We start from the raw sequence: 26875 nt of genomic DNA on the forward strand, positions 1-26875 counted from the left end.
AGGGAGTATCGCTTTATGAGAAATATGATCACTTTTGTAATCGTTATCATTTGTGCTGTTCTTTTTTATTTTACGATTGACTCAGCACTTGATGCATATAGAACGAATTGGCAACTACCGAAAGAATCGGAACAAGAACTAACTAATCGTCTGGTTCTCATTACTCAGGAACTCGATACTCCTTTTTGGGACAAGGTTAGTGCCGGGGCGAGAGAACAAGCAGAAAAAGAAGGTGCAACCCTTGAAGTATGGGGGAGCTATGAGAATAACCAGGAAAATTTTTTAAAGCAAATTGAAATAGCTATTTATTCAAAAGTTGACGGCATTATCATACAAGGGTTGGATACAGGTGAGTTCAAGGAAATATTGAAGGTGAAAGCAGCGTCTTACGGAATTCCTATAATCACCGTCGCGAATGATGTTCCCTCGTCAGAAAGTCTTCGTAAAACCTATGTTGGTTCTAACCAATATTTAGCAGGGGAATTAATCGCAAAGCAAATCGTAACTGATATGGGAACAACCGGAGAAGTTATTCTTATGCTCGACAGCAGGCAGGAATTCTATCAGAACCAACGATTGCAGGGTATTCAAGATTATCTAAAGGACTATCCGAACATCCAGTTGATAGAAGCGAAAACAGAAGATAGTAGAGAGCAAGGTATTGCTCTAACAAAGGATTTATTGAACCGATATCCAAATGTTGAAGCTTTTATTGCGGTTAATGCTAATTTTACAGAGGATATAATCGAGGAGATAGAGAGACGCTCGAAAGTAGAACCATTTCATCTTTATTCTTTTGATGACAGTCGTGCATCATTAGCTCTTCTAAAACAAGGAAAGCTTGATGGAATGATAGAGCAATCCCCAAATGAAATGGGACAAAAAAGTGTGAATTTAATGATGAAATGGCTGAATAATGATACTGTTCCACTAGATTTAGATGGTTATCTTACAGATATTCGGATGGTAAAGGCGTTGGACGTGCAATGAATACGATACAGAAGAAAATATGGTTGCTTGCGATCGTTGTCTTACTAATTATGGCAACGATATGGATGTCACTTACCTTTTACAATCAAAAAATGCAAGATCAATATAATAACATTCTCGAGCGGTATTTAGTGATGAACGAATTAACGATTTCAAGCCAGCAAATGGTAACATCATTAAACAATTACTTGCTGATTCCTACAGCCGAAGATTTAGAACAAATGAACAGTAGTAAGGAACAAATTCAGAAAATGAAAGAGGAGGTTTCTAATTTTAAAAACGCAGAGAATGAATTAGCGTTGACTAACTATATTAATTTAATTGATAGTTTGATCGAAACAGTTAATCGTTCCATTATCTTTCAAACAGAATCAGGAACAGAGAATGCAAGAAAAGCACTCAATGAAGCGACGCATATTTCTGACTATATATCTGAAATGACACTTACTTTAATTGATACAGAGCTAAAGACATATGACAGGTTTTACCGGGGGATCATTAACCAATCAGAAGACTTGAATCAGCTTGGAATATGGCTGCTATTGTTAATCACATTTCTGTTATTACTGTATACCTACTGGTTTTCGTTAAAAATTACTAGGCCAGTCGAAAAGCTGACACGGGCAGCAAGTGAATTGTCAAAGGGACGATTTGATTTAAAAATTGAGGTCGATTCCAAAGACGAAATAGCATTTTTGGCGAGAATGTTTGAACATATGAGAAATAATATTAATAATCTGATTTCAGAAATTAAACAGAAAGCACAGCTTGAAAAAGAACTGCAGCAGAGTAAGCTTCTTTTAAAAGAAAGCCAGCTCATCAGTTTGCAAAGCCAAATTAATCCACATTTTTTGTTCAATACACTTAATACCCTTTCGAAAAAAGCTTATATGGAAGGATCTGAAGAAACAAGTGATTTACTTGTCAGTGTTGCCGGCCTGTTGCGATATAACTTAAAGCATTTAGACAAGTCTATGACGCTTCATGATGAAGTCAACGTTTTGAATCAATATATTGATATTCAAAAAGCAAGATTTACAGATAGGTTAGCCTTTTATACAGAGATTGACGAATCTTGTCTCGGTATAGAAATACCTGGACTAACGTTACAACCGATTGTAGAAAATGCTGTGATACATGCAGTTGAGCCAAATGAAGATGGTGGTACGATCTGGTTCCGAGTTAAAGACCGAGGAGACCGCGTTACAGTTGAGGTCGAGGATAACGGTCCTGGAATGTCAGCAGACACGATTAGACAAATCATGGACGAGGAACAACAACATGACACAATGAAAGGGCATGCGTCAGGAATTGGGTTAAGCAATGTAGTGAAGCGTCTTCGACTTTTCAATGGGTGCGAGGATGTGATTGAGATTGAAGGTAACGTAGGAAGTGGGACAAAAGTAATTATACATATCTTCAAGGAGAGGAGAGTCGATCAAGATGATAAAGCTACTAATCGTTGATGATGAACAAGTCGAACGAGATGCACTGCAAGCAATTTTGGAGAAAAACTTCTCTGATCTCGTAGTCAAACAAGCGAGGAATGGAAGAATTGCGATTGAAGCAGCAGCAGAGTTTCAACCAGATTTAGTGTTAATGGACATCAAAATGCCTGGTATTAGTGGTCTTGAAGCAATAAAAAAAATCAATCTCGACTATCCTACTATTAAATTTATTATGGTTACTGCTTATGCAACGTTTGACTATGCACATTCAGCAATGAAGCTAGGTGTTGTTGATTATATGGTGAAACCGAGTAAGGTTTCAGACATCGTTGATACAATGGATAAGGTTCTCAATCAGATTGAACAAGAACAAAAATCACTGGAGGAAGATAAGCACCAACAGCATACAATGCAAAAAGCGATGTCCGTTTTTGAAACGGATGTCGTTACTCAGCTGTTGTTCGATCATGTCCATGAAGTGCATTTAAATGAGTTGGTCGAGATGTTGGACATGCAGATAACCAAAGAAAAATTCATCATGAACCTTTTGCTTCCACTAGGTTCAGAAGTCTATTATTCTGCAATCAGAGAAAAGGTTAGAAAAGCTGGAAGCGGGTGGGTTGGTGCTTTATACGGACGCCAGCTACCAATCATTGTTTTCCGGAAAAAGGACCAATCGTATCGAGCCCAAGCTACCTTTTTAGCTAGAGAAATTCTGACACTAGCAAAACCGGATGGCGATGCTGGCTGGTTTATTGGGATAGGTAATGTTTATAGTTCGTTAAATCAAATACGGCAATCCTATCAAGAGTCGTTAATAGCAACTCGGGACATGTTGCTGCCGGTTAAATACCGATTTTACGACGATTTGCCTTCACTTGTTCCAGGCTTCGATGAACAAACGTCAAAGCAATATCAACAACAATTTTTTGACCTTATCCGTAATGGACAATGGAAAGAAATGAATACAAGCATAACTACCTTGATCAATCATTATGAGCAGGATGGCACCAATATACTGCAAACACAGCAACATCTGATGGAACTCCTATTTCTTGTCTCTCAAGTACTAAGTGAAATGGGTGTAGAACTTGATTCACCGATCTATTCCTTTCAATCTACTGATTATAGGCAACTACGTGCAGAAACAAGTCACTTGCTAGAAAGGTTACAGCTGTCATATCAGGATCGCCATGCAAACCTAGAAGAAGATACAATCGAACACATTAAACAATATATCATTGAACATGCTCACCAAAATATTTCACTGGATGCAATAGGTAAGGAAGTAGGTTTGAGTCCTATCTATATCAGTAAAATCTTTAAAGAGCAACTAGGAATTAATTATATAAATTTTTTAACTGAGTGCCGGATTGAAAAAGCAAAAAAGTTGATGCGAGACCCAGATAAAAGCTTAAAGGCAATCACTTTTGAGGTAGGCTACCACGATCCAAATTACTTCAGTAAGGTGTTCAAAAAATTGTGTCACGTGTCGCCAACAGAATATCGTAAGAACATTCATGGTTAGAAGGGCTTGGTGGGGGAGGAATGGAGACAAATGAAGCGGTTTTTCTTTCGAGCTAGTTTCGTGCTACTTCTATTCGTACTAGCACAAATTATCTCTGCCTGTGAGCAAAACGAGGCTGATAGTAGTAATGAACCATTGAGACATAATACCTATACGCCAGCTGACAATGGAACTGACGAGAAGACAATTAAAATCGGCTTTTCGATGGATACGTTACTCGAGGAACGCTGGTTGAAGGATCGGGATCTATTCAAAAAAGCGGTGGAAAAGCTTGGTGCAGAAGTGGAAATACTAGCAGCAAATGGGGATGATGCCAAGCAAATTTGGCAAGCAGAAACGTTAATTAGTAATGGAATTGACCTGCTTGTTGTTACCCCACATAACGCTGAGTCAACGGCAGCAATCGTGAAAAAAGCGCACTCAGCAGGGATTAAGGTATTGTCTTATGATCGTTTAGTTAAAAATGCTGAAGTTGATATGTACGTTTCCTATGACAATGAGAAAGTCGGAGAGCTACAAGCAAGGGCGATTACGAGCATAGTTCCAAGAGGTAACTATGTATATATTGGAGGCGCAGAAACCGATAATAATGCACATTTGTTAAAAAAAGGTGTGTTTAAGGTGCTGCAGCCACTGATTGATAAAGAGGCTATTACTGTTGTATTTGACCAGTGGACAAAGGACTGGATGCCGGCAAATGCAAAAGCCAATATGGAAATGGCACTAAAAGCAAATAATAATCAAATTGATGCAGTTATTGCCGCCAATGATGCGACGGCAGGTGCTATTATTCAGGTGCTTGAAGAACAAGGACTTGCCGGTAAAATCCCAGTTGCCGGGCAGGACGCTGAACTTGCAGCAGCCCAAAGAATTGTCGCCGGATTTCAGACGATGACGGTTTATAAGCCAATTAATTTGTTAGCCGAAACAGCGGCAGAACTTGCTGTCAAACTTGCCAATGGGGAAGTTGTTACAAGCGACCAGAAAGTGAATAACGGTATGATTGAAGTACCATCGATTCTCCTTACGCCAATTGCTGTTGATCAAACAAATTTAGACAAGACTATTATTCGAGACGGGTTCCATACCAAAGAAGAAGTCTATCAATCGAAAAAACACTAGAGGGTTTTTTATTACGATCAATCGAGACAAAACTTTCTAGTGACTTTCTTCGATTGTTTGTAAGATGAGCGGTAAATCATCGCTAATTATAAAATGCTCGCTTTCTGCGGGGAACAGTCTAAGCCTCCAGAAATGAATTCAGACAATAGGACATTGAATCAATATCGATACATTCACATACACGAATGAAAATCGGTTTATATTCAAGAACTCGCATTTTCCCGATCTGGAAGGATTCTTTCCACTTTTTTAATACTTTTATTAAAATGAAATACTCCCAAGGCCAAGGTCATCATACCCAGCGTTAAAAACAGAGTCCCTTTCATTCCTCGCTCCAGCTCACTTACTTCTGTTATTGATGATGAAATAGCACCTATTCCTTTTAATCGTAATGATCGTATAACTCGTAACGTTTCTTTAGCTTAAACTTTTCAAGTTATTTTCAATGTTAAAAAATTACAGATGAATAATAAAATATTACTATAAGAAAGCGTTTTCATTACTTGGAATCGATGATATATTTGGCGTGGAAGTAAATAAAAAGATAATTTTGAAAGGGGTTAAGAAATTGAGAAAAAGAATAAAATTTATTCCTGTTTTATTAGTTGCAATTATGGTTCTTATTGCTGCAGGTTGTAGTAGTGAAAGTGGAGGAAGTAACGATCTTAGTGTTGGTATCGTATTACCAACAAAAGATGAACAAAGATGGGTACAAGATGAAGAAAGATTTAAAGAGGCTATCGGAGAAACAGATTATACTACTGAAATTTTATTCAGCCAAGGATCTTCAGCTAAAGAAAAAGAGAATGTTGAAACCTTAATTAGTAAAGGAATTGATGTATTAATTATAACTCCTCAGGATGGTGACTCAGCAGCGGCAGCAGCAGATGCTGCTAAAGAAGAGGGTATTACTGTCATTTCTTACGACCGCTTAATTACTAATACAGATTCTGTTGATTACTATGTAACATTTGACAGTGTAGCAGTAGGTGCAGCTCAAGCACAATATTTAGTCGATAATTCAGAAGGATCTGGAATTCCATTATACTTATATGCTGGTGCAGCATCTGACAACAATGCTTACTTGTTCTTTGAAGGAGCATGGAATGTACTTCAGCCTAAAATTGCAGATGGCACATTTACCATTGCTAATTCAAGCGAAGCTGAAGCTCTACAAGATAAAGCAGAATTAACGCGTGAAGAAATGAGTGCAATCGTTAGTCAGCTTACTACTAGCTGGGATCCGAACGAAGCTAAGAATAAAGCTGAAACACACTTAACTGCAGCTGGGGATGACATGAAAGGTGATATAGCGATACTTGGACCAAATGATGACACGGCTCGTGCTATTGCCGATGTATTCTCACAAGACAGTTCGGTTACAAGCTATGTTATCTCAGGACAAGATGCAACGAAAGCTTCTATCCAGTACATCATCGATGGTAAACAATCGATGACAGTCTTTAAAGATGTTCGTACGTTAGTAAAAGATGCTATGGGAATGGCAATCACAATCTTAGATGGAGATACACCTGATACAACTGGTTCTTACGACAACGGAGAAATTGATGTACCAGCAATGCAATCAGATGTTATTAGTGTTGATAAGGACAACGTACAATCGGAAATTATTGACTCTGGATACTATGAAGCTAGTGAATTTACTGGATTAGAATAATAATTAATTTTAGGAACGGAATAGTGATAATAATTTATCACTATTCCGTAATTGTTAAGTTGTCTGGTTAAGGAGGCATAACATGAGCGATTATATTTTAGAGATGAACCAGATATCAAAAGAATTTACAGGTGTAAAGGCGCTCTCTAATGTCAATTTCAAAGTGGAAAGAGGAGAAATTCACTGTCTAGTAGGAGAAAATGGTGCCGGAAAGTCTACACTGATGAAGGTCCTTAGCGGCGTTTATCCTTATGGAAATTATGAAGGCGATATCGTATTTAATGGTAATGTACAACAGTTTAACAAAATAAGTGATAGCGTCGATGCTGGTATCGCAATTATTTATCAAGAACTAGCGTTATTTCCAGATCTTGCAGTTTATGAAAATATATTCATAGGTAACGAAATACAAAGTAATGGAATTTTAGACTGGAACGAAGCAATTGTTAAATCAAAGCAATTGCTCGAAAAAGTTAAACTAAAAGTAAATCCTGAAACATTAATCAATACTTTAGGAGTAGGTAAACAGCAATTAATTGAAATTGCCAAGGCATTGAGTAAAGAGGTAAAGCTACTCATTTTGGACGAGCCGACAGCTGCACTAAACGAAAATGATAGTGAGAATCTCTTGGAGTTGTTACGCGACTTAAAAGACCAAGGAATTACTTGCATTATGATTTCCCACAAGCTAAAAGAAGTAATTGCAATCGCAGATAAGGCGACGGTACTCCGAGATGGGGAAACGATTTGTACATTGGATGCATCTAAAGGAGAAATTAACGAAGCTGCAATTATTAAAAATATGGTTGGACGGGAAATTGACGATGTTTATCCGAAAAGAGCTAAGAAAGAATTAGGTGAAACAATACTAGAAGTAAGTAACTGGTCCGCTTATGACCCAAATTTAGGGCGTCATGTAGCTAAAGATGTCAATCTTCACGTCAAGCAGGGAGAAATCGTCGGCTTAGCCGGCCTGATGGGTGCGGGGAGAACAGAGCTTTCACAAAGTATTTTTGGAAATGCAAAAAATTATAAGTTACAAGGTGATTTGTTTGTGGATGGCATGCCTGCCAATTTTAAGCACACAAGTGATGCCATTAAAGCTGGAATAGCCTACGTGACCGAAGACAGAAAAGGCAATGGTTTGTTTTTATTACAGGATATAAAAAATAATATTTCTGCTGGCAATTTAAAGGGTATTTCCTCCAAAGGAATAGTTAATGAAAACGAGGAGATTAAAGTCGCAGAAGAATATAGAACATCATTAGGTATTAAAACACCATCGATACAACAACTGGTTGGTAATCTGAGTGGTGGTAATCAACAGAAGGTTTCATTAGGAAAATGGCTGTTTGTAAGTCCAAAGCTATTAATATTAGATGAACCAACTCGCGGTATTGATGTTGGTGCTAAATTCGAAATTTATAATGTCATGAATGAACTAATCGATAAAGGGATGAGCATTATTATGATTTCATCAGAACTTGGTGAGATTTTAGGAATGTGTGACCGCATTTATGTAATGGCAGAAAGTCAGATTAAAGGTGAGTTGTCAAAAGAGGAAGCCAATCAAGAAAATATTATGCAGCTTGCGACGCAATAGGAGGTAGAATAAATGAATTTGTTAAATGAAGCGAAGAACGTAATTAAAACTAATATTCGTGATTATGGAATGTATATTGCCTTACTAATCATCATGGTCACTTTTTCAATCCTGACAGATGGATTATTCATGTCTTCACGAAATATAAGTAATTTACTAGACTCAGCTGGTTATATTGCAGTACTCGCTGTCGGTGTTATGCTAGTTATTGTTATACGCCATATTGACTTATCGATTGGATTTCTGGCTGGTTTTCTTGGTGCGATTGCAGCAATCCTACTTATGCAACTTGGATTACCAATCTATATTGTCATTCCAATTATTCTCATACTAGGGATCTTTGCCGGTTCCATCACAGGTTTTCTTGTAGCCAAAGTTGGAATCCCTGCCTTTGTTGCAACATTAGCAGGATGGCTTATCTACCGGGGAGCAATCCTATTAGCAACTGAAAAAACAGGAACAATAATTGTGGATAATGATGCTTTTAATGCGATAGGTAACGGATATATTCCTTCGATCATGGAAGTCGGCGGATTACATTTGTTTTCTTTGATTGTCGGAGCGGTAGGAATTTTATTTTACGTTTATAGTGCAATATCTACCAGAAAAAATAAAATCAAATATAACTTTGATGTAGTTTCAAAACAGATGTTTACTATTCAGTTAGTTTTTGTCTCAGCAATAATAGCCTATATTACTTGGCTATTAGCAGGTTATAATGGCATCTCTTGGACAGTTGTTATTATTCTTCTAGTTGTCATTGTTTATCATTTCGTTACAACAAAGACAGTAATAGGAAGACATATTTATGCCGTCGGTAGTAACCCAGAAGCTGCGCACCTTAGTGGTATTAATGTCAGTAAAATAACGTTCCTTGTATTCGGTTCGATGGGTATGCTATCTGCCTTGTCGGGGATTTTGTTTACAGCTCGTTTACAATCAGCCACCACAACTGCAGGTACCTTATTTGAGCTTGATGCTATCGCAGCTGCTTTTGTTGGTGGTGTATCCGCTGCAGGTGGAGTCGGTAAAGTAACAGGTGCTGTCATCGGTGCGATTGTTATGGCCACTCTAACAAACGGTATGAACTTGATGGGGGTAGGAATTGCTCCTCAATATGTGATTCGTGGGGGCGTACTTGCTCTCGCAGTTATTTTTGATGTAATGACACGAAGACAAAGAGGATAAGAATAAACAAAGCCGGTTGGTCTATTTGAACTCAAATGGATCAGCCGGCTTATTTACTAGTTGCTTGTTTTGGTCGGTATCCTATATCATATAGGAAGCATCTCTTCTGTAGGTAATGTAATTCTTGTCTATACGAAAGATGGAATGTTTTTTCATGCCTATATTTCTTGTCAATGACAATACTCCAATCTACAGGCATTACAGCTAATTAAGTAAAATAGGTGCGAAAGCTAATAATAAAATGATAGAAAGATGATGGAGGGATAGAATTTGTTTGAGAAGTTTAGAAATAAAAAGAAGAATAATCTTGACCTAAATCAAGAAGAATTAGATATAGAAGAATTTGATATAGATGATTCAAAGGTAGAGGAGCTAAAATTTGAAGCTGAAAACATGGATGATTCTAGAATTCAAGAACATGAAAAGTATTATTCTGAAGATGGGTTATGGAAAAAGATTCAAAAAATTTCTAAGAAGGCAGGATCAACAGCTGTATATACCATTCTAATCCTTTATTACACAATGCTAAAGCCTGAGGTTCCATATAAGTTGAAAGCTACTATTGCCGGAGCTCTTGGTTATTTTATTCTACCTTTAGATTTAATTCCAGATGTTGCTTTGGGTGCTGGCTTTATTGATGATTTAGCTGTACTTTCCGCAGCATTATATCAAATAGCAATGTATGTCGATGATGATATAAAAAAACAGGCGAAAGATAAGCTTATTGATTTGTTTGGTGAAGGTATAGATACATCTGGAATAGATGATACATTATAGTTTTAGAAAAGTATTGATTAATCAGCCTGAAGAATAAATTTCTCAGGCTGATTTTCATCTTTATCTTCCTAAAGTTTAATTTGTCTCTTAAAAGCAGGGAATTGTGCCTTGTCCTCAGTATCTAAAAAGACAATTTCCGATTAGATTAAGAAACAATTAAAGTACCAATCATTTTGTCATGACCTACCCCGCATACTAAGTTGCAATAGTACTGGAATTCACCTGATTCATCAACAACAAACTCAACGGTATTCCCACCGCTAACGTCTACATTAAACTCGTCAATACCTATACCATGTCCACCAGAACCATCCTCAAGTGTTAAAAGAATAGTATCTCCAACATTAGCTTTAATTTCTTTTATATCGAATTCAAAATTAGTGGCAGTTATTGTCACTTCTACCACTTCCCCTGTTGGTTCGACTTCTTCTGAAACTACAGGTTCTTCACTTTCCTCTGGATTTTCTGGCTCTTCAGTTTCAGCTGAGGCTGGTTCATTTTCTACTTCTTCTTTTTCTGTACAAGCAGTTAAAACAAAAAACAGAAATGATAATGTTAACAATATGAAAAGTTTATTCTTCAAATTAATCTCCCCTTATAAGTAAATATAATATATATATGTAATCAACTAGTTATTTAATTCTTTTATTGTAGTAAAAAATATATTAATTATTGTATAGTGTTCTATCATTAATAGTTGTTTGAAATAATATATATAAACGGAAAACAAAAATATATAAGGGAGGATTTTAATAATGGGGGTTAAGTTAAAAATTGCTTTAATTCTTTTACTTAGTATTTTTTTCATAACAGCTTGTCAAAGTGATGAGCCGGAAACTAAACAGGAAGAAGCGGAAAACAAAGTCGAAGAAACCGAGACCGATACTGAAACTGAAATCGAAGAGACTGAACCAAAAACGGAAGAACCAGCTGAACCAACATATACTAACTGGACAACATTTGGATATGATTTAGGTTTAAATCGTCACGTTCCATTTGAGGAAATAACAGCAGAAAACGTAAGTGAACTTGGTTTAGTTTGGAGTAAAAATTTTAAAGAGATAAATGAGAACATTCCAAACGGTAACCAGAACTTTCCACTTGTTGTAGATGGAACCGCTTACGTTACGACGAGCGGGAACTTTGTCTACGCATTTGATGCGCTGACAGGTGACGTTATTTGGGAATGGGAGCCACCAGCCGAAATTACTGAAACAACGGAGCGAATGGGTATGCCAACATCTAATCGAGGCGTTGCTATAGGAGAGGGAAAAGTATTCATGTTGACAGGTGATGTTGGCCTTGTTTCGATTGATCAAGAAACAGGAGAAACTGTTGATTTCATTCACTTAAGCGACTATTACCCTAGCCTAACACCTGAAAATGGGTATTATGAAACAACTGCACCGATTTACTATGATGGCAAAGTGTTTGTTGGGTCATCAGGTGGAGATAATGGTGTGCGTGGTTTTGAAATGGCATTTAAATCAAGTGATTTAACACCTGCATGGGATGAGCCATTTTGGACAGTACCTCCAAAAGGAGAAAGTTGGTTAGCGAATGGTTTGTTCGGCGGAGGCGGCGCAGTATGGATGCCACCAAGTGTTGATGAAGAAACTGGTATTGTTTATTTTTCAGCCGGTAATCCTGCACCTGATTTTTATGGGGAAAAGCGACCAGGAGCAAACCCAAATACAAATTCAGTTATAGCTGTTGAAGCAGATACTGGTAAGTTAGTGTGGGTGAAACAACAAATGGCGCACGACTTATGGGATTACGATACAGCCGATAGTCCATCAATTGTTAAGGCTACAGTTGACGGTGAAGAAAGAAAATTAGTTATCGTAGGAACGAAGGCTTCGGAATGGTTTGCTTATGACGCGGCTACTGGAGAAGAAGTATATGGAAATGTATTGTTTGGTAAGAGTGATCATCCAACCCCAACAACAGAAGGCGTGCTTGTTTATCCTGGTATTTTGGGTGGGCAAAATTATGCACCGGATACATTTGATCCAGAATTAAACTTAGTGTTAATTCCTGGTATCGAAGAGCCTAGTATCATAAAAGTAGCGGAGAATGAGGAAGAAGCACAAAATAACGATTTTTCTGAATTTTTCGGAGCAATGGCGTTTGGAACATCATATGCACCAGCTCCTGAAGGTATTGAGGGATATGGAACAGTTACGGCAATCGATTTAAATGATGGAACAATTAAATATCAAATCGAAACAAACGAAATAATGCGCGGTGGTTTAACAAGTACAACAACAGGTCTTACCTTCTTCGGAGAACTAAGCGGGAAAATAAAAGCAATTGAAACGGAGACTGGTGAGGTTGTTTGGGATTTTCAAACAACTGGTGACACTATTTCAGCAGCGCCATCGTTCTTTGAAAAAGATGGCAAGTCTTATATGATGATCACGTCAGCTGGAAGTCAGCCGCAAATCTTCTTGTTCGCATTAGGTGGAGATAAATCACAAGGTGAATCTGCTGAAGCCGACTCAGAAGACGCACACACTGGTGAATAATTAAAAATTGAATAGGGCGAAGGAATCTTCGTCCTATTTTTAAATTGAAAAGGAGATTATATATGAAAAATAAGATGTCTTTTCTCTTATTATCCTTAATAGCTCTCACACTTGTTGCGTGTACGGAAAAAGAAAAGGAAGCAGAATTAACACCGGAAAAAGAAATGGAAACAGAATTAACACTCGAAAAGGAAATAGAGGCAGAATTATCATTAGAAAAAGATACATTTCAAGTTGTGGAGTGGAAACCGGATAATTCTAACCATGAAGAAAACGTTGGGAAATTAACAGCTAATGGTCAAGCGGTTGTTGGTGCAGTCGTTCAAATTTCTGACAAAAGAACAACGGAAACAGATGAAAAAGGGGAATTCACCTTAACTCTCGATGCTAATATGGTTGAGAAAAATACAATCCGTGTGGTGGACCTTGATGATGCAACGATTGACGGAGAGGCGTTGAGCCAAGAAGAAAAGGAAAAAATCGGGCAATTAGAAACTGTAATGTCGGTTCATCACCCAATCGTTATCGATGAGGTCGTAACAAATGAAGAAAATAGTGACTTGGTGAATGTACATGCACAGGCGATAACAGTAGAAGGAGAAAAATACCCTAAATTTGGCGTGGAAAAATTTTCGGTTGCGGGTGTTATTAAAAATGAGGATGGGACACCGGTAGAAGGTGGTACTGTAAATTTAAGGCGAGACGGCGTAGAAGGCTTTACGATGAGTGATCCAAGTAACGAAAAAGGTGAATTTGCCATGTATTATATCCCTGAAGATGACGAAAATCACTATTTCTATGTTTATCATGAAGGGATAACCTACACGTTGCCGCCGAGAAAGACATTTTTATTTCCAGACGAAAATGGAATAGAACTTAGCATAATATTACCAAGCGAAGGAACAGTAATTAAAGACGAACCACCAACATTGGTTGCCCAAACGGCTCCTGGTGCCTTATTTAAAGGGAATTTGTTTGGTTTAAATACAGATGCTGACTATTTAATCTCGATTCCAAAGAGAGATGGAACGTTCACGGTCACGCTTCCGAAAACAGCTTGGGAGAAAAATCCGAGCTTCTATCAAATTATGTACCGTAAATTTCATGAAGAAGCAATTCAACCGGGGGATATTTTAAAGTCCAGCATTATTCCAGATCCTGTTGTATCAGAGCCGGATGAAATAATTCCAATGCAAAATAGCTAATATGTATATATTTATGGTGAAAGATTTATATGTGCTGCGGAAATAGAAGGCAAAATAACAAGAGAGCTAATTTAGCGAAAGGAAAAACCAATTCTAATTTTAAAAATTACTCTTTTCATTTCGCGAAACTAAAGTTTGTAATGCTCTCTTGTTGTTATAATCTAAATTTGCATCTTGTTTGTAATACTAGCTATGTTAGTAACTTCATTTGTTTTACACCAAGGATGTCAAAGGTGTGAACCTAACCCTGAAGAATTTTAGGTTCCGTTGATGCTCGACATGAAGTAGTGTACTTCTTTGAGGCGTTAGTAGGATAAGATGCATCATGGAGCAGTCGAATCTAAAAACAAATAAAATAAGTTTATTAAAAATTCATAATTTTTAGATAAATTATTGCGTTTCAAAAATTTGTGAAATATAATGTTAGCAAGCAGTTTAGTAAACAGCGTTCATTAAAAGTCATTAGTTTATAGATGATGACATTTGTTGTAGTTTTGCAGAAAACGCAGGCTGACTTACTCTTCTATTTTCATTTATCTTTACCATCCCCACGGCATTTAACAAGTATAGGTAAAATATTAATGACCTATAGTGTTCAGATATTGTTTGAAAACCATTTTTCTACTCAATGCTTATTACTCCATAAACACAACAGTAGACTCGAACAAAATACAAAAAATTAGAAAGATAGGACAAGCTGGATATTTCGAGAAAGTGAAGTCTCATGTATAGCAACTCCGATTTTTTTACGAGATAGTAGGATAGATTCTGCTGTGAGTAGTAGCACTCAACAGTCAGGATTAATAAAAGAGAAGACAGCGACTGCAATTTATTAGAATCAACGGTTAAAATAGCTCGAACTTAGGATATTCCTATCAATGAACTAATAGAAATGAGTGCATCAGTATATTTTGTAAACGCTTACCAATAAGTGAAAATGAAGGGAGTGTTAGATCAATTGACACACCTCAGCAATTGTTAGTAACCGATTTTGTCTATTTAATGTGATTTTAAAAAGGTCCTATGAAATACAGTGATAAAAAATGGGGTGTTCCGTATGGAGGAGAAAGTAAGAAGAAAAGATGTACCAACAACATGTTTTTCAGATGCTTTGAATGGCTTATGTAATTTAGAACAATCAATTAAACCAGTTAAAAATAATATGAAAGTATATGGGGAAGCTTATACGGTTAAAGTACGAGCTGGAGATAACAAGTTGGTTTTAAAAGCAATTGGAGAAGCAAAGAAAGGTGATGTTTTAGTTATTGATTCAAAAGGCTATCCTGAATATGCTTCCGGAGGAGAATTTGTTATTGGTTTAGCAAAAACGTTAGGGCTGAGTGGCGTTATCATCGATGGAGTTGTCCGAGATATAGAGGGAATTTGTGCATTGAATTTTCCAGTGTTTTGTAAAGGTACTACAGTTGCCGCTAGTGAAAAAAGAAGCTCAGGAGAAACAAATATAGCTATTTCTTGTGGGGGGCAGGTAGTGAGACCTGGAGATTTAATAGTAGGTGATGTCGATGGTGTTGTAGTTATACCACAGCAAAAAGAAGAAGAAATAATTAAGAAAGCAACTAAAAAAATGCAAAGTGATGAAAAGCGAGCCAATAAAATACTAGGTAATCCTGAAGAATGTAGAAAATACATAAATGATTTATTGACTAAGTGACAGTTGCCAATTAGCTTTCTGTAAATAAGAAGGTTGTCTCTTTAGAAATACATTAAGTCTTTCATTTTATCAATTGAATTTCTTTCATAGATTTTTTTTATGTATTTTGATAAAACATTGGTATTTTCCATATGAGTGAACTTGTTTTATGCTAGCTTTAACGAAAATAATTTGAATAGTCAAAAAATTAACTAAAACACTAATTTAGAGGTGAAGAGAGAATGTCAGAAGCTTTTAATTATGATGTGGTAGTGGTTGGTGCTGGTAATGCAGCTCTTTGCGCGGCGATTGCTTCCAGGGAGAATGGTGCCAGTGTCCTTGTTCTAGAAAAGGGTCCCAAGATAAAACGTGGAGGGAACTCCTATTTTACCGATGGTGCAATCCGGTTTGCATTTAACGGACTTGATGATTTGAGGGTAGTGATTCCAAATATCACTGATGAGGAGGCAGCAAAAATTGTGATGCCTTCTTATACCAAAGAAAAATACTACAATGATTTAATGGAAGCAACAAAAAAACAATCAGACCCTGAACTAGCAAATCATTTAGTAAATAAATCTTATGAAACAATTAAGTGGATGCAGAGTCATAAAATTAGTTTTGATTTAATTTATGATAATCAGTCGTTTGAAAAAAACGGAAAATTTCACTTTTGGGGTGGCTTACCTGTTAAAACTAGCAGAAAAGGAGTTGGTTTAATACAACAATTGAATGACCGCGCAGAAGAACTTGGAATAGATGTTTGGTATGAATCACCTGCTGTAAAAATTAATATGAAGGATGGCGAAGTTAATTCAATTTTGGTGGATAAACAAAGTGAAGAAACACTTGTTGAAACTAAATCTATTATTCTAGCATGTGGTAGCTTTGAAGCTAATAAAAAACTACGTGCCAAATATATGGGAAGTGAATGGGAACACGCGATTCTGCGTGGCACTGAATTTAACACTGGTGATGGTTTATCAATGGCTATGGAGGTAGGTGTTCAGCCCTTTGGTCAGTGGAGCATGGGCCATGCAATAGGAACTGACGCAAATGCACCAAAAGTAGGAGATTTCACAAAACCGGGCGATATCTTTAAAAAGCACTCTTATCCGTTAGGAATTATGATTAATAAAGACGGAAAGCGTTTTGTCAATGAGGGAGCAGATTTTCGTAACTATACTTATGCAAAATATGGTCGGGAAATATTGAAGCAACCTAGCAACATTGCCTACCAAATATACGATCAACAAGTCCGGCCAATGCTTCGTGCTGAATATGATCGAGAGGAAGCAACATTTTACCAAGAGGATTCGATTGAAGAGCTTGCTGCTAAGCTTGATGTGGAGCAACAACAATTTATCAAGACTATTAAAAAATATAATAACTCAGTTCAAGACGGAGACTATGACCCAACCGTGAAAGATGGAAAGGGAACTAAAGGAATTACTCCTCCTAAGTCTAATTGGGCTTTAAAGATAGAAAAAGGACCATTTTACGCTTTCCCTGTAACTTGTGGTATGACCTTTTGCTTTGGAGGTATAAAAGCAAACACAAATGCAGAGGTACTTAATGAAGATGGCATGCCTATTAAAGGATTATATGCTGCAGGAGAAATGATTGGTGGTATCTTTTATGAAAACTACCCGGGTGGTTCTGGACTAATGTCCGGTGCGGTATTTGGAAAAACAGCAGGGACATCTTCTGTAGCTTATATAAAAGATAAAGTAAAAAATAATATAGTCAATTAAATGTAATGAATAAATATTTTTTATACTACATTATAAATTATCGGTATTTTCTAAATATTAAAATGTACATTAAAATACAAATATACCATCACTAGTTAAATAGAAAACTAAATGGTAATGCTTACTTAAAGCGTGAATGAAATTTCATTGAATGGATAGCTTTTTCGAACAATCTTTGTATTAAACAAAGTAAAGGGGAGGTAAAATGATGAAAAATTATCAAATGCTAATAGATGGAGAATGGGTGAACAGTTCAAATAATGAAACCTTTCCAACTGTTAATCCCTTTAATCAAAAAATGTGGGCTACGATTCCACAAGCCTCCGATGAAGATGTGCAATTGGCAGTAAAAGCAGCTAAAAGAGCATTTGAGAACGTTTGGAGTAAAATGAATGGTTTGAAAAGAGCTAGCTTAATGTTTAAATTGGCAGATCTAATTGATAAGAATGCAACGTATTTATCTAAACTTGAAACAACGGACAATGGCAAAGTGATTAGAGAAACAAAGACACAAATGCATTTTGCTGCCCGTAATTATCGTTTTTTTGCGGGATATGCTGACAAGTTAAATGGAGAGGTAATTCCTTTAGATAATGACGAGCTATTGGATTATACACTTAGAGAACCATTGGGTGTTGCGGTTCTGATCACTTCTTGGAATTCTCCAGTATCACTTCTTGCCAATAAGTTAGCTCCGGCACTTGCCTCAGGTAATACAGTTGTTATCAAACCTTCTGAGCATACAAGTGCAACAACATTAGAAATTGGAAAGTTAGTTCAAGAAGCCGGGTTTCCGGACGGTGTTGTAAATATTGTTACAGGTGATGGAAAAGTAGGTGATACGTTAACTAAAATTAAAGAAGTAAACAAAATCAGTTTCACTGGCGGAGTGAAAACAGGTGTAATTATTAGTAGAAATGCTAGTGAAAATCTAATTCCTGTAACAATGGAGTTAGGTGGAAAGTCACCGAATATTATTTTTGAAGACGCAGATTTGGAGGCTGCAATCATAGGTGCTGTTGCAGGAATCTATGCAGCGGGGGGACAAACGTGTATTGCAGGTTCTCGCTTATTGGTACACCAATCGATTTACGAGGAAGCTATCGAAAAGATTACTGACAAAGCGAAAGGAATTATCCTTGGCAACCCTTTAGATAAAGCTACAGAGATGGGACCTGTTGCGAATGAGCAACAGTTCAAGCACATACTTTCAATGATAAAGAAGGGAAAGGAAGAAAAAGCTGAATTAGTTTGCGGCGGTGAGAGGGTTATTAATGAACAGTTACGTTCTGGTTTTTTCATTTCTCCAACAGTCTTTGCAAACGTTCATAATGATATGTCGATTGCTCGAGAGGAAATATTCGGTCCTGTTTTAAGTGTAATCCCATTTGCTGATGAAGAGGAAGCGCTTACTATTGCGAATGATTCTGAATATGGTTTGGCTGCTGGAATATGGTCCAAAGATGTAAAAAGGATTCATCGTTTTGCAAAAAAACTACAATCTGGGGTAGTTTGGGCGAACACATACCGTGTCACTGCTGCACAAGCCCCATTTGGAGGCATGAAAAGGAGTGGTCATGGTAGAGAAAGAGGTTATCACGCCTTACTAGACTATACTCAGGTGAAGAATGTAATGGTTAACCTTTCTAATGATATTAGAGATCCATTTTCCATACAAGTTTAAAAAGAGGTGTTAAAATCGATAATTCAGTTGGAGTTATAGGGCTGGGGAATATTGGTGGGGCTGTTGCAAGAAGATTAATAAATCAAAAATTAAATGTCGTTGTTTATGATGTGGATTTTGCTAAGAGAGAATCCTTGAGTAAACTTGGTGCAACTTTTGCCGATAGTATTGAAGATTTAATGAGTACAGTTAAATTTATAGTAACAAGTCTTCCAAATGATCAAGTTTTAAATAACGTTATCTTTGGTGATGGAGGTTTCATAGAGAACGCGAAAGATGGTCAGGTGTTGATTGAATTAAGTACAGTATTGCCAGATACAATTGTCACCATCGCTAACAAACTGCAAGCAAAAAATGTAAGCGTTTTAGATAGCCCTATCAGTGGTGGACCAAGAGAGGCGGAGAAAGGAGAGCTAACTCTAATCATTGCTGGGAATGATGATACGAAGTCATTATGTAAAGATATTCTTAATAAGATTGGAAATAAATTATTGCTAGTAGGGGAAAAGGTTGGCGAGGGAAAAGCAGTTAAATTGATTAATAACATGATGACAATGGGGAATGTTCTTATTGCATCTGAGGCTTTTGCTGTTGGAATGAAATATGGTCTTGATCCACAAAAGTTATACGATATTTTAAGTCAAACTGGTGGAAAATCACATCATTTTATCAAAAGATTTCCAAAAGTTGTTGCGGAAGATTATTCTTCTTTGTTTTCCATTGAATTAGGACAAAAAGATCTTGACTTGGCATTAAAGTGGGCTGGTAATCAAAATTTAAAGTTGTTAGTAGCGTCATTTGTAGAACAGAATTATCAAGAGGCAAAAGATAGCGGATTAGCAAATGAAGACATTGTGGCAATTATTAAATTATGCCAACAGCGTCTATTAATTTAAATAACTAATAAAATGGGGAGGAATTTATATGAGAGGTAAACTGTCAATATATCTTTTTATGTTAATGGGGATTTTGGTCTTATTTCTTTCAGCATGTAATGGTGGGGAAGCGGAGGAAAGTGGCACAAATTCGGATTCCGAAACAGAGGCAGGAACTATTAACATTGGGTTTGTTGGGCCATTATCTGGTGGTTCAGCCACAATGGGAATACCGGCACAAAACGGAATGGAACTAGCTGTTGAAGAAATAAATGACGCTGGTGGTATTAACGGTAAGATGATTGAACTTATGGCACGTGATGATGAAGCAGATCCTGCAAAATCTACGACAATAGCACAACAGTTATCTACAGAGGAAGAAATAGTCGCAGTATTGGGTGGTCCAAATTCAGGGCCAGCCTTAGCAAATAGTGAAGTATTTGCTAAATACGAAATTCCAAATATGATCTCGATTGCCCAAAATGACAATTTATTGGACCCTGAAAAATCCTCTTTTGCCACTACGTTTGCCATGTCTGAGAATAATACTTATGACGTAAGAGCGATCGTTGAATTCATGAAGTCGCAAGGATATGAAAATATTGGCGTTATAGTAGATGACTCAGCCTATGGTCAAGGTGCTTTAGAATCCATTGAGACCGTTTTAGATGAGGAAGGAATTGGAATCATAGAGAAAGTTGAACACCCAGTAGGGGCACAAAGTTTGAGTTCACAAGCGTTAAAGTTAAAAAACGCAGAGGGTATTGATGCGGTTTATGTTGTTACTTTAGGAAATGATGCAGCTTTATTTGTAAAAACTGCTGACCAAGTAGGGTTAGATCTTCCGATTCTTGGAGGTCGTGGTTTAAATATGAGTTCCTTTATAGATTTAGCAGGAGATGCTACAGAGGGAGTAATTCTACCCACTATTATGGATCCGGATAAACCAGAAGCACAAGCATATATTCAAGCTTATGATGCAAAGTATGGCGAAGATAACGACCCTGCTCATGTTTTTTCGGTGTTAGGCTATGATGCGGTCAAACTATTAGCAGAAGGTCTCAAGATTACAGAAGGTAAAGGTGGAGTCGAGTTAGCTGAAGCGTTAGAAACAATTACAGATTTCGAAACTGTCTCTGGTGGTATCGATCACACTGCATCCTATAGTCCTGACAAACATGTTGCGCCAAATGAAAACTTTATTATTTTTAATACAGTTAAAGATGGTGAGTTTGTAAAAGTTGAATAAAAACCTTACTTATTAAAAATAACGAATAAGTTAATAGTTAGAGTGGGAGACCGCTCTAACTTTTAAAATTATGTAGAAGAGGTGATGGAATGGATACATTTTTACAACTAATTATTGCGGGGGTTTCCACAGGTAGTATTTATGGTCTCGTTGCTTTGGCATTTTTGATTATTTACAATACCACAAGCATTGTGAATTTCGCGCAAGGTGAATTTGTAATGGTTGGGGCAATGATGGCTTTTTTCGGTGTAGCATTAAGTGAATTTGGTTATATATCGACGTTTTTAATTATCGTTGGGTCCATGTTTGTATTGGCTCAGCTATTTAAATTCATTCTGGTTTCTCCCTTACAGAAACGTGGTTCATCTATTTTTCATATCATTATAGGTACCATTGCGTTCGGAACGGTTTTAACAGAAGGAATGGGACTATTACTAGGAAAACAAATATACGGAGTACGTCCCTTGATGGGGCGTGAACCCCTTTATTTTGGAAATTTAAGTATTTTACCAGAAAATTTAACAACAATTGTTGTTTCATTCGTATTGGTTCTTGTCGTTTGGTATTTCTTTCATTACACGATGACAGGTAAATCGTTACGAGCAGTAGGGATCAATCCAGAAGGTGCGCAAGTTAGTGGGATTAATGTTGCACGTATGACGATAATAGGTTTCACTCTAAGTGCACTTGTAAGTGGTATTGGGGGAATGATGATTGCTCCTATTAGTGGGGCTTCACCATATATTGGTCTTCCAATTGCCGTTAAAGGATTTGCAGCAGCAATTTTAGGAGGTATGGGAAATATTTATGCCGGAATGATTGGTGGACTTATTATAGGTGTTGCAGAATCGTTTGCGAACTATTATATATCAAGTTATGCACAAGCAATAGCCTACGGAATTATGCTCCTAATGTTATTTGTAAAACCAACGGGTTTATTTCCAGAAAAATCATAGAAAGTGAGGTGATAAATTTGAAAGTTGCAATTAGTAAACAACCTGTGCGGTGGATTACGGTGATCATTGTTTTAATGATCTTTTTGTTACCTACTTATATGGATAATCCATATTATTTACGTTTAATTCAGATGATTGCAATTTTTTCCCTTTTAGGATTAGGACTAAATTTTTTGTTTGGATATACCGGGCAAATTTCTCTTGGGCATGCCGCTTTCTATGCAATGGGGGCCTATGTTTCTGTTATTTTGGAAACGATAGTTGGTATGCACTTCTTATTAGCTTGGATTGTAACGATACTGTTTACAATTGTAGTTGCGGTAATCGTGAGTTTACCAATCTTAAAGTTAAAAGGACATTATTTGGCGATGGCCACAATAGCTTTTGGGTTAATTATTGAAACTTTTTTAGTTCAATGGAGATCGTTAACCGGTGGGCATGATGGTACCTTTATTATGCCAGAAACAATTTTAGGTCCATGGCTTGCTGAAAATATTTACTACTTAATTGTAGGCTCTGTTATTATATCTTTTATGCTCCTCCGTAATTTAACTCGATCCTCGATTGGAAGGGTTCACATGGCACTTAGAGATGATGAAGATGCCGCTGAAGCATTGGGTGTGAATGTTTTGAAACATAAAGTGTTCGCTTTCGCACTTAGTGCAGCATTAGCTGCAATTGCAGGGATCTGGTATGCACACTATTCCATGGTTATAACACCTGAAGTATTTGGAGTTCATACTTCTATTCAGATTTTGATGCTCATTGTCATCGGAGGTCTAGCAAGTAACTTAGGATCGATTCTAGGTGCTGCTTTTCTCATATTAGTTCCTGAATTACTTCAAGAATTTCAAGATGCTACAGTATTTATTTACGGGCTTATCGTACTTGCTGTTTTAATTTTCTTCCCAAAAGGGCTTGCTGGGATAGTCCAGTTAGTCATCCGATTTTTCAAAAAGTTTCTATTTAGTCATGATAAAGATTCAGAAAAGGGGAGTTTTAAGGATGTTTCTTGAGGTGGAAAACGTAACTAAAAAATTTGGAGGTCTGACTGCACTAAGTGATATTAATTTTACCATGGAGGAGGGGAAGACTACAGCTCTCGTTGGTCCAAATGGTGCTGGTAAAACAACTATGTTTAATTGTATTGCTGGGTTTTATCAAGTTAGTGAAGGTGATATTAAACTACGTGGCAAATCTATTAAAGGATTAAAGCCATATAACATATTACAAAAAGGGATAGCTCGAACGTTTCAACAAGTTCGTAATTTTGAAGGATTGACAATATTGGATATCATTATGACAGCTGCTCATACTCGTTCCGGACAAGGGTTTCTAAATAGTATGCTGTTTTTACCATCCGTAAGAAAAAGTGAAGAAAAATTAAGAGAAGAAGCATTGGATATACTCAACTTTTTTCAAATCTCTGATATTGCAGAGAAATACCCCAATGAAATACCTTATGGTCAAAAAAGGTTGGTAGAAGTTGCAAAGGTGATGGCAACTGGGGCAGATTTAATTCTACTTGATGAGCCAGCAGCAGGACTTAATGATTATGAAACGGATACTTTATCAAAAATGATTGGAAGTATTCAAGAAAAAGGAAAAACAATTTTAATCATTGAACATAATATGAAATTCGTTATGAACTTAGCAGAAAAAATTGTAGTACTAAATTTCGGACAGAAAATTGCTGAAGGTAAGCCTGAAGAAATTAGGAAGGATCCTAAGGTAATAAGTGCTTATCTAGGGAGGGAATATTCTAATGCTTGAGGTTAAAGAATTGAGTTCTGGTTATAATGGCGTCGAAGTATTGCACGGGGTATCTGTAGATGTTCATAAAGGTGAGATTGTCTCACTTGTTGGATTAAATGGTGCAGGTAAATCGACATTACTAAAAACGATCTCTAGTATTGTGAAAGCAACGGATGGAAGTATTATGTTGAATAGTACAGAAATTAATCGCCAATCTACCGATCAATTATTGAAAAAAGGGATGGTGCTTGTACCAGAAAATCGCATGTTATTTCCTATCCTAAGTGTTGAAGAAAATTTATTACTTGGGACGGCTGCTAAATCAAAGAAATATAGACGTGAGCATTTTCAAGAAAAGTTAGAAAATGTTTTCGAGTTATTTCCTATCCTTAAAGAACGTATTAAACAACAGGTTGGCACGATGAGTGGTGGAGAGCAGCAAATGTTAGCTATTGCAAGAGGGCTAATGTCAGATCCTAATTTGCTATTACTAGATGAGCCTTCTTTAGGAATTGCACCTATTCTTGTTGAAAAAATATATGACGTTTTAACACAATTAAATAAGGATGGTATGACTATTTTTCTAGTGGAGCAAAATGTTTCAATGGCTTTAGAAATTTCTGATAGAGGTTATGTTCTGGATTTAGGCAAAATCATTATGAGTGGAACGGGTAGTGAATTAATGTCTGACTCAAGAATCAAAGAAGCATATTTAGGAAGTTAATTTTATAATACATTTTAAAATTGGTACGTGAGAAATATAATCTCCAACGCTATTCTTTTATTTCTGAATATTTAAACTATTAATACGAGGTGATTATAATGAGTGATTTTCCAATTATTAAACCGTTACTTGTTGGTGTATTTCCGAACTTCGAAACATCTACTTTCTTGTACGGAAAAAGACAAGGGCAAAAAGAGGATTTTCCATGTATTATGTTTCTAATTGAAGTGAATGGAAAGAAGATTGTAGTTGATACAGGACCCTGTGATTCAGAGAAAGCTAGTAAATACCACACACCAATTATCCAGACCGATGAAATGCAACCTTATAATGCGTTAACAAACATAGGAATTAATCCTGAAGAAGTAGACTATGTTGTTTTAAGCCATCTACATTGGGACCATTGTAGTAATTGTAAAATGTTTAAAAATGCTCGTTTCTTTGTACAAAAAGCTGAGCTTTCCTATGCAATTGCACCAAGTCCACTCCAAAAAAGACCATATGAAATAGGATTTGACCGATTGCCTTCTTGGATGGATGTATTCCAGCAGATGGAACCAATAGAAGGCGATCTATATGATTTAGTGAAGGGCGTACATCTTGTTACTTTACCAGGACATACACCCGGACTAATGGGAGTTCTAGCAGAAACAAAGGATGGAGTCTACGCTATAGCGAGTGATTGTGTACCACTAAATGAAAATTGGGAAGGAGATGGTAAACTAAAGCACATTCCAAATGGTATTCATATTAATTTAGAGGAGTATGAACATTCATTTGATAAGTTAGATAAGTTAGCAAAAGTGGTTTTAGCTGCACATGATTTTAAAACACTAAATAAAAATCAATATCCATAAGCAATTTTTATTTATAGAAAAGTTCACTAACTAAGGGAGGTATTATTGGTGCCCATTCAAGAATTTTTATTTCCTGAAACAAAGCTTTGTGTTGGCGTAGATGCCTTAAATGAAGTTCCAACTATTTTAAGTAGCCGTGGATTATCAAACGTATTTGTAGTAGTAGATGCTGCTTTGAAAGATTCAGAGATGCTACAGACACTAAGTAAACTTCTTAAAGATAATTCTGTAGATGTTTTTAGTGAAGTAAGAGGGGATCCTACTGTTTCAAGTGTTTATAAGAGCTATGAACAAATGAAGAATTTCAAATCAGATGTCGTAATTGCGCTTGGTGGAGGTAGTTCGATTGATACGGCAAAGGCTACAGCTATTCTTGCAACGAATCCGGGTAATTTAGTTGAAATGAATGGTATTGACAAATTTTCCAATCCACCTTTAGATGTGATTGCTATTCCAACAACTGCTGGAACTGGAAGTGAAGTATCACCAGGAGCTGTGATTACAAATGAGGAAACACGACAAAAGTTTACGATTCGAAGTAGAAAGATTATACCAATTGCCGCGATTCTTGATCCTAACATGGTGAAATCATTACCAAAAGAAATTGCTGCGGCAACAGGTATGGATGCATTATGTCATAACCTTGAATATTACTTATCTACGTCTGCCAATTATTTATCACAAGGATTAAACTTACAAGCGATAAAGATGATATCCAATAATATACGCGATTTTGTGGAGGACCGTAGTAATTCCAAAGCAGCTGAACAAATGTTAGTTGCATCTATGATTGGAGAAATATCTTTTTCACTATTACGGCTAAGTGTTAACCATGCTATAGCACATCCCCTTGGTGCCCATTATAAGATGCATCATGGATTAGCGTGTGGAATTATGTTGCCTTATTCCTTACGTTTCAATATGGACTATTGTTCGGATAAGTTGTCGGTAGTCGGCCAAACTATGGGTTTAATGGTGGATGAATTAAGTGAAAAATCTGCAGCACTAAAAACTATTGTAGCAATTGAAAATATGATTGAAGATATTGGTTTGCAAAAAGGGCTAAAGGAGTTCAACATTTTACAGGAAGATATTCCAAATCTAGCAGAAGATGCCCTATTAAGTGCTCAATTAAAAGTTAATCCAAGACCAGTCACAAAAGAAGATATTGAAGGAATTATTTCAGAAGCTATTTTATATTAAAATAGGTTGTTTTAAATAAATTGATTACTAGTAAGTAAAAAACCTTTACATCGAGGGTACCTCTTGTAAAGGTTTTTTACTTACTAGTTTTTCGTGTGAA

Annotated in this window: 22 protein-coding genes; 21 read left to right on the top strand and 1 reads right to left on the bottom strand. The window is 36.6% G+C overall.

The features are described from left to right. The first annotated feature begins 15 nt into the window (after positions 1 to 15). From LD272_RS10835 to LD272_RS10870, 8 genes are all read left to right on the top strand, one after another. Positions 16 to 990 (top strand): substrate-binding domain-containing protein, encoded by a 975-nt coding sequence (locus LD272_RS10835; RefSeq protein WP_226036635.1) that lies wholly within the window; start codon positions 16 to 18, stop codon positions 988 to 990. Then, a complete protein-coding gene (locus LD272_RS10840) occupies positions 987 to 2456 on the top strand; it encodes a sensor histidine kinase (RefSeq protein ID WP_226036636.1) in 1470 nt (489 codons plus the stop codon). Before LD272_RS10835 ends, LD272_RS10840 begins: the two co-directional genes overlap by 4 nt. Then, positions 2434 to 3966, top strand: a complete 1533-nt coding sequence (locus tag LD272_RS10845; protein ID WP_226036637.1) for a response regulator — start codon at positions 2434 to 2436, stop codon at positions 3964 to 3966. The genes LD272_RS10840 and LD272_RS10845 overlap by 23 nt, the downstream gene beginning before the upstream one ends. Positions 3967 to 3996: 30 nt before the next feature. After that, positions 3997 to 5088 (top strand): D-xylose ABC transporter substrate-binding protein, encoded by a 1092-nt coding sequence (gene xylF, locus LD272_RS10850; RefSeq protein ID WP_226036638.1) that lies wholly within the window; start codon positions 3997 to 3999, stop codon positions 5086 to 5088. A gap of 613 nt (positions 5089 to 5701) precedes the next feature. Beyond that, positions 5702 to 6766 (top strand): sugar ABC transporter substrate-binding protein, encoded by a 1065-nt coding sequence (locus tag LD272_RS10855; protein ID WP_439647392.1) that lies wholly within the window; start codon positions 5702 to 5704, stop codon positions 6764 to 6766. An 82-nt stretch (positions 6767 to 6848) separates the two neighbouring features. Further along, positions 6849 to 8369 (top strand): ATP-binding cassette domain-containing protein, encoded by a 1521-nt coding sequence (locus tag LD272_RS10860; RefSeq protein WP_226036640.1) that lies wholly within the window; start codon positions 6849 to 6851, stop codon positions 8367 to 8369. Positions 8370 to 8381: 12 nt separating this feature from the next. Next, positions 8382 to 9557, top strand: a complete 1176-nt coding sequence (locus LD272_RS10865; RefSeq protein WP_226036641.1) for a sugar ABC transporter permease — start codon at positions 8382 to 8384, stop codon at positions 9555 to 9557. A 270-nt stretch (positions 9558 to 9827) separates the two neighbouring features. Continuing rightward, the gene (locus LD272_RS10870) at positions 9828 to 10334 is read left to right on the top strand and encodes a YkvA family protein (RefSeq protein ID WP_226036642.1); all 507 of its coding nucleotides are present in this window, start codon (positions 9828 to 9830) and stop codon (positions 10332 to 10334) included. Between the two features lie 145 nt (positions 10335 to 10479). Here the strand turns inward: LD272_RS10870 and LD272_RS10875 are convergent, their stop codons facing one another. Then, positions 10480 to 10917 carry a cupredoxin domain-containing protein gene (locus tag LD272_RS10875; protein ID WP_226036643.1) on the bottom strand — a complete coding sequence of 146 codons (438 nt, stop codon included), beginning with the start codon at positions 10915 to 10917 and terminating at the stop codon, positions 10480 to 10482. Positions 10918 to 11089: 172 nt separating this feature from the next. Here LD272_RS10875 and LD272_RS10880 point away from each other — a divergent pair, with 172 nt between their 5' ends. The 13 genes from LD272_RS10880 to LD272_RS10940 all read left to right on the top strand — a co-directional run bounded on the left by LD272_RS10880 (position 11090) and on the right by LD272_RS10940 (position 26775). After that, on the top strand, positions 11090 to 12862 hold the full coding sequence (locus LD272_RS10880; RefSeq protein ID WP_226036644.1) for a pyrroloquinoline quinone-dependent dehydrogenase: 1773 nt from the start codon (positions 11090 to 11092) through the stop codon (positions 12860 to 12862). A gap of 62 nt (positions 12863 to 12924) precedes the next feature. Then, entirely contained in the window at positions 12925 to 14067 is a 1143-nt protein-coding gene (locus LD272_RS10885; RefSeq protein ID WP_226036645.1) for a hypothetical protein, read from the top strand. Positions 14068 to 15124: 1057 nt separating this feature from the next. Next, entirely contained in the window at positions 15125 to 15739 is a 615-nt protein-coding gene (locus LD272_RS10890; protein WP_226036646.1) for an RraA family protein, read from the top strand. A gap of 221 nt (positions 15740 to 15960) precedes the next feature. After that, a complete protein-coding gene (tcuA, locus tag LD272_RS10895; RefSeq protein ID WP_226036647.1) occupies positions 15961 to 17472 on the top strand; it encodes an FAD-dependent tricarballylate dehydrogenase TcuA in 1512 nt (503 codons plus the stop codon). 208 nt (positions 17473 to 17680) lie between these two features. Next, entirely contained in the window at positions 17681 to 19156 is a 1476-nt protein-coding gene (locus LD272_RS10900) for an aldehyde dehydrogenase (RefSeq protein ID WP_226036648.1), read from the top strand. 14 nt (positions 19157 to 19170) lie between these two features. Next, complete coding sequence (locus LD272_RS21630; protein WP_369413971.1) at positions 19171 to 20052, top strand: NAD(P)-dependent oxidoreductase; 882 nt, start codon at positions 19171 to 19173, stop codon at positions 20050 to 20052. 28 nt (positions 20053 to 20080) lie between these two features. Continuing rightward, positions 20081 to 21280 carry an ABC transporter substrate-binding protein gene (locus LD272_RS10910; RefSeq protein WP_226036649.1) on the top strand — a complete coding sequence of 400 codons (1200 nt, stop codon included), beginning with the start codon at positions 20081 to 20083 and terminating at the stop codon, positions 21278 to 21280. A gap of 89 nt (positions 21281 to 21369) precedes the next feature. Further along, complete coding sequence (locus LD272_RS10915; protein ID WP_226036650.1) at positions 21370 to 22236, top strand: branched-chain amino acid ABC transporter permease; 867 nt, start codon at positions 21370 to 21372, stop codon at positions 22234 to 22236. Positions 22237 to 22253: 17 nt separating this feature from the next. Then, the gene (locus tag LD272_RS10920; protein WP_226036651.1) at positions 22254 to 23252 is read left to right on the top strand and encodes a branched-chain amino acid ABC transporter permease; all 999 of its coding nucleotides are present in this window, start codon (positions 22254 to 22256) and stop codon (positions 23250 to 23252) included. Beyond that, complete coding sequence (locus LD272_RS10925; RefSeq protein WP_226036652.1) at positions 23242 to 24009, top strand: ABC transporter ATP-binding protein; 768 nt, start codon at positions 23242 to 23244, stop codon at positions 24007 to 24009. Before LD272_RS10920 ends, LD272_RS10925 begins: the two co-directional genes overlap by 11 nt. After that, complete coding sequence (locus tag LD272_RS10930; RefSeq protein ID WP_226036653.1) at positions 24002 to 24715, top strand: ABC transporter ATP-binding protein; 714 nt, start codon at positions 24002 to 24004, stop codon at positions 24713 to 24715. The genes LD272_RS10925 and LD272_RS10930 overlap by 8 nt, the downstream gene beginning before the upstream one ends. A gap of 98 nt (positions 24716 to 24813) precedes the next feature. Then, the gene (locus tag LD272_RS10935; protein WP_226036654.1) at positions 24814 to 25572 is read left to right on the top strand and encodes an N-acyl homoserine lactonase family protein; all 759 of its coding nucleotides are present in this window, start codon (positions 24814 to 24816) and stop codon (positions 25570 to 25572) included. Between the two features lie 48 nt (positions 25573 to 25620). Then, a complete protein-coding gene (locus LD272_RS10940) occupies positions 25621 to 26775 on the top strand; it encodes an iron-containing alcohol dehydrogenase (protein ID WP_226036655.1) in 1155 nt (384 codons plus the stop codon). The last annotated feature ends 100 nt before the right edge of the window (positions 26776 to 26875 follow it).

The organism is Aquibacillus saliphilus (assembly GCF_020404745.1).
Lineage (GTDB): Bacteria > Bacillota > Bacilli > Bacillales > Amphibacillaceae > Aquibacillus > Aquibacillus saliphilus.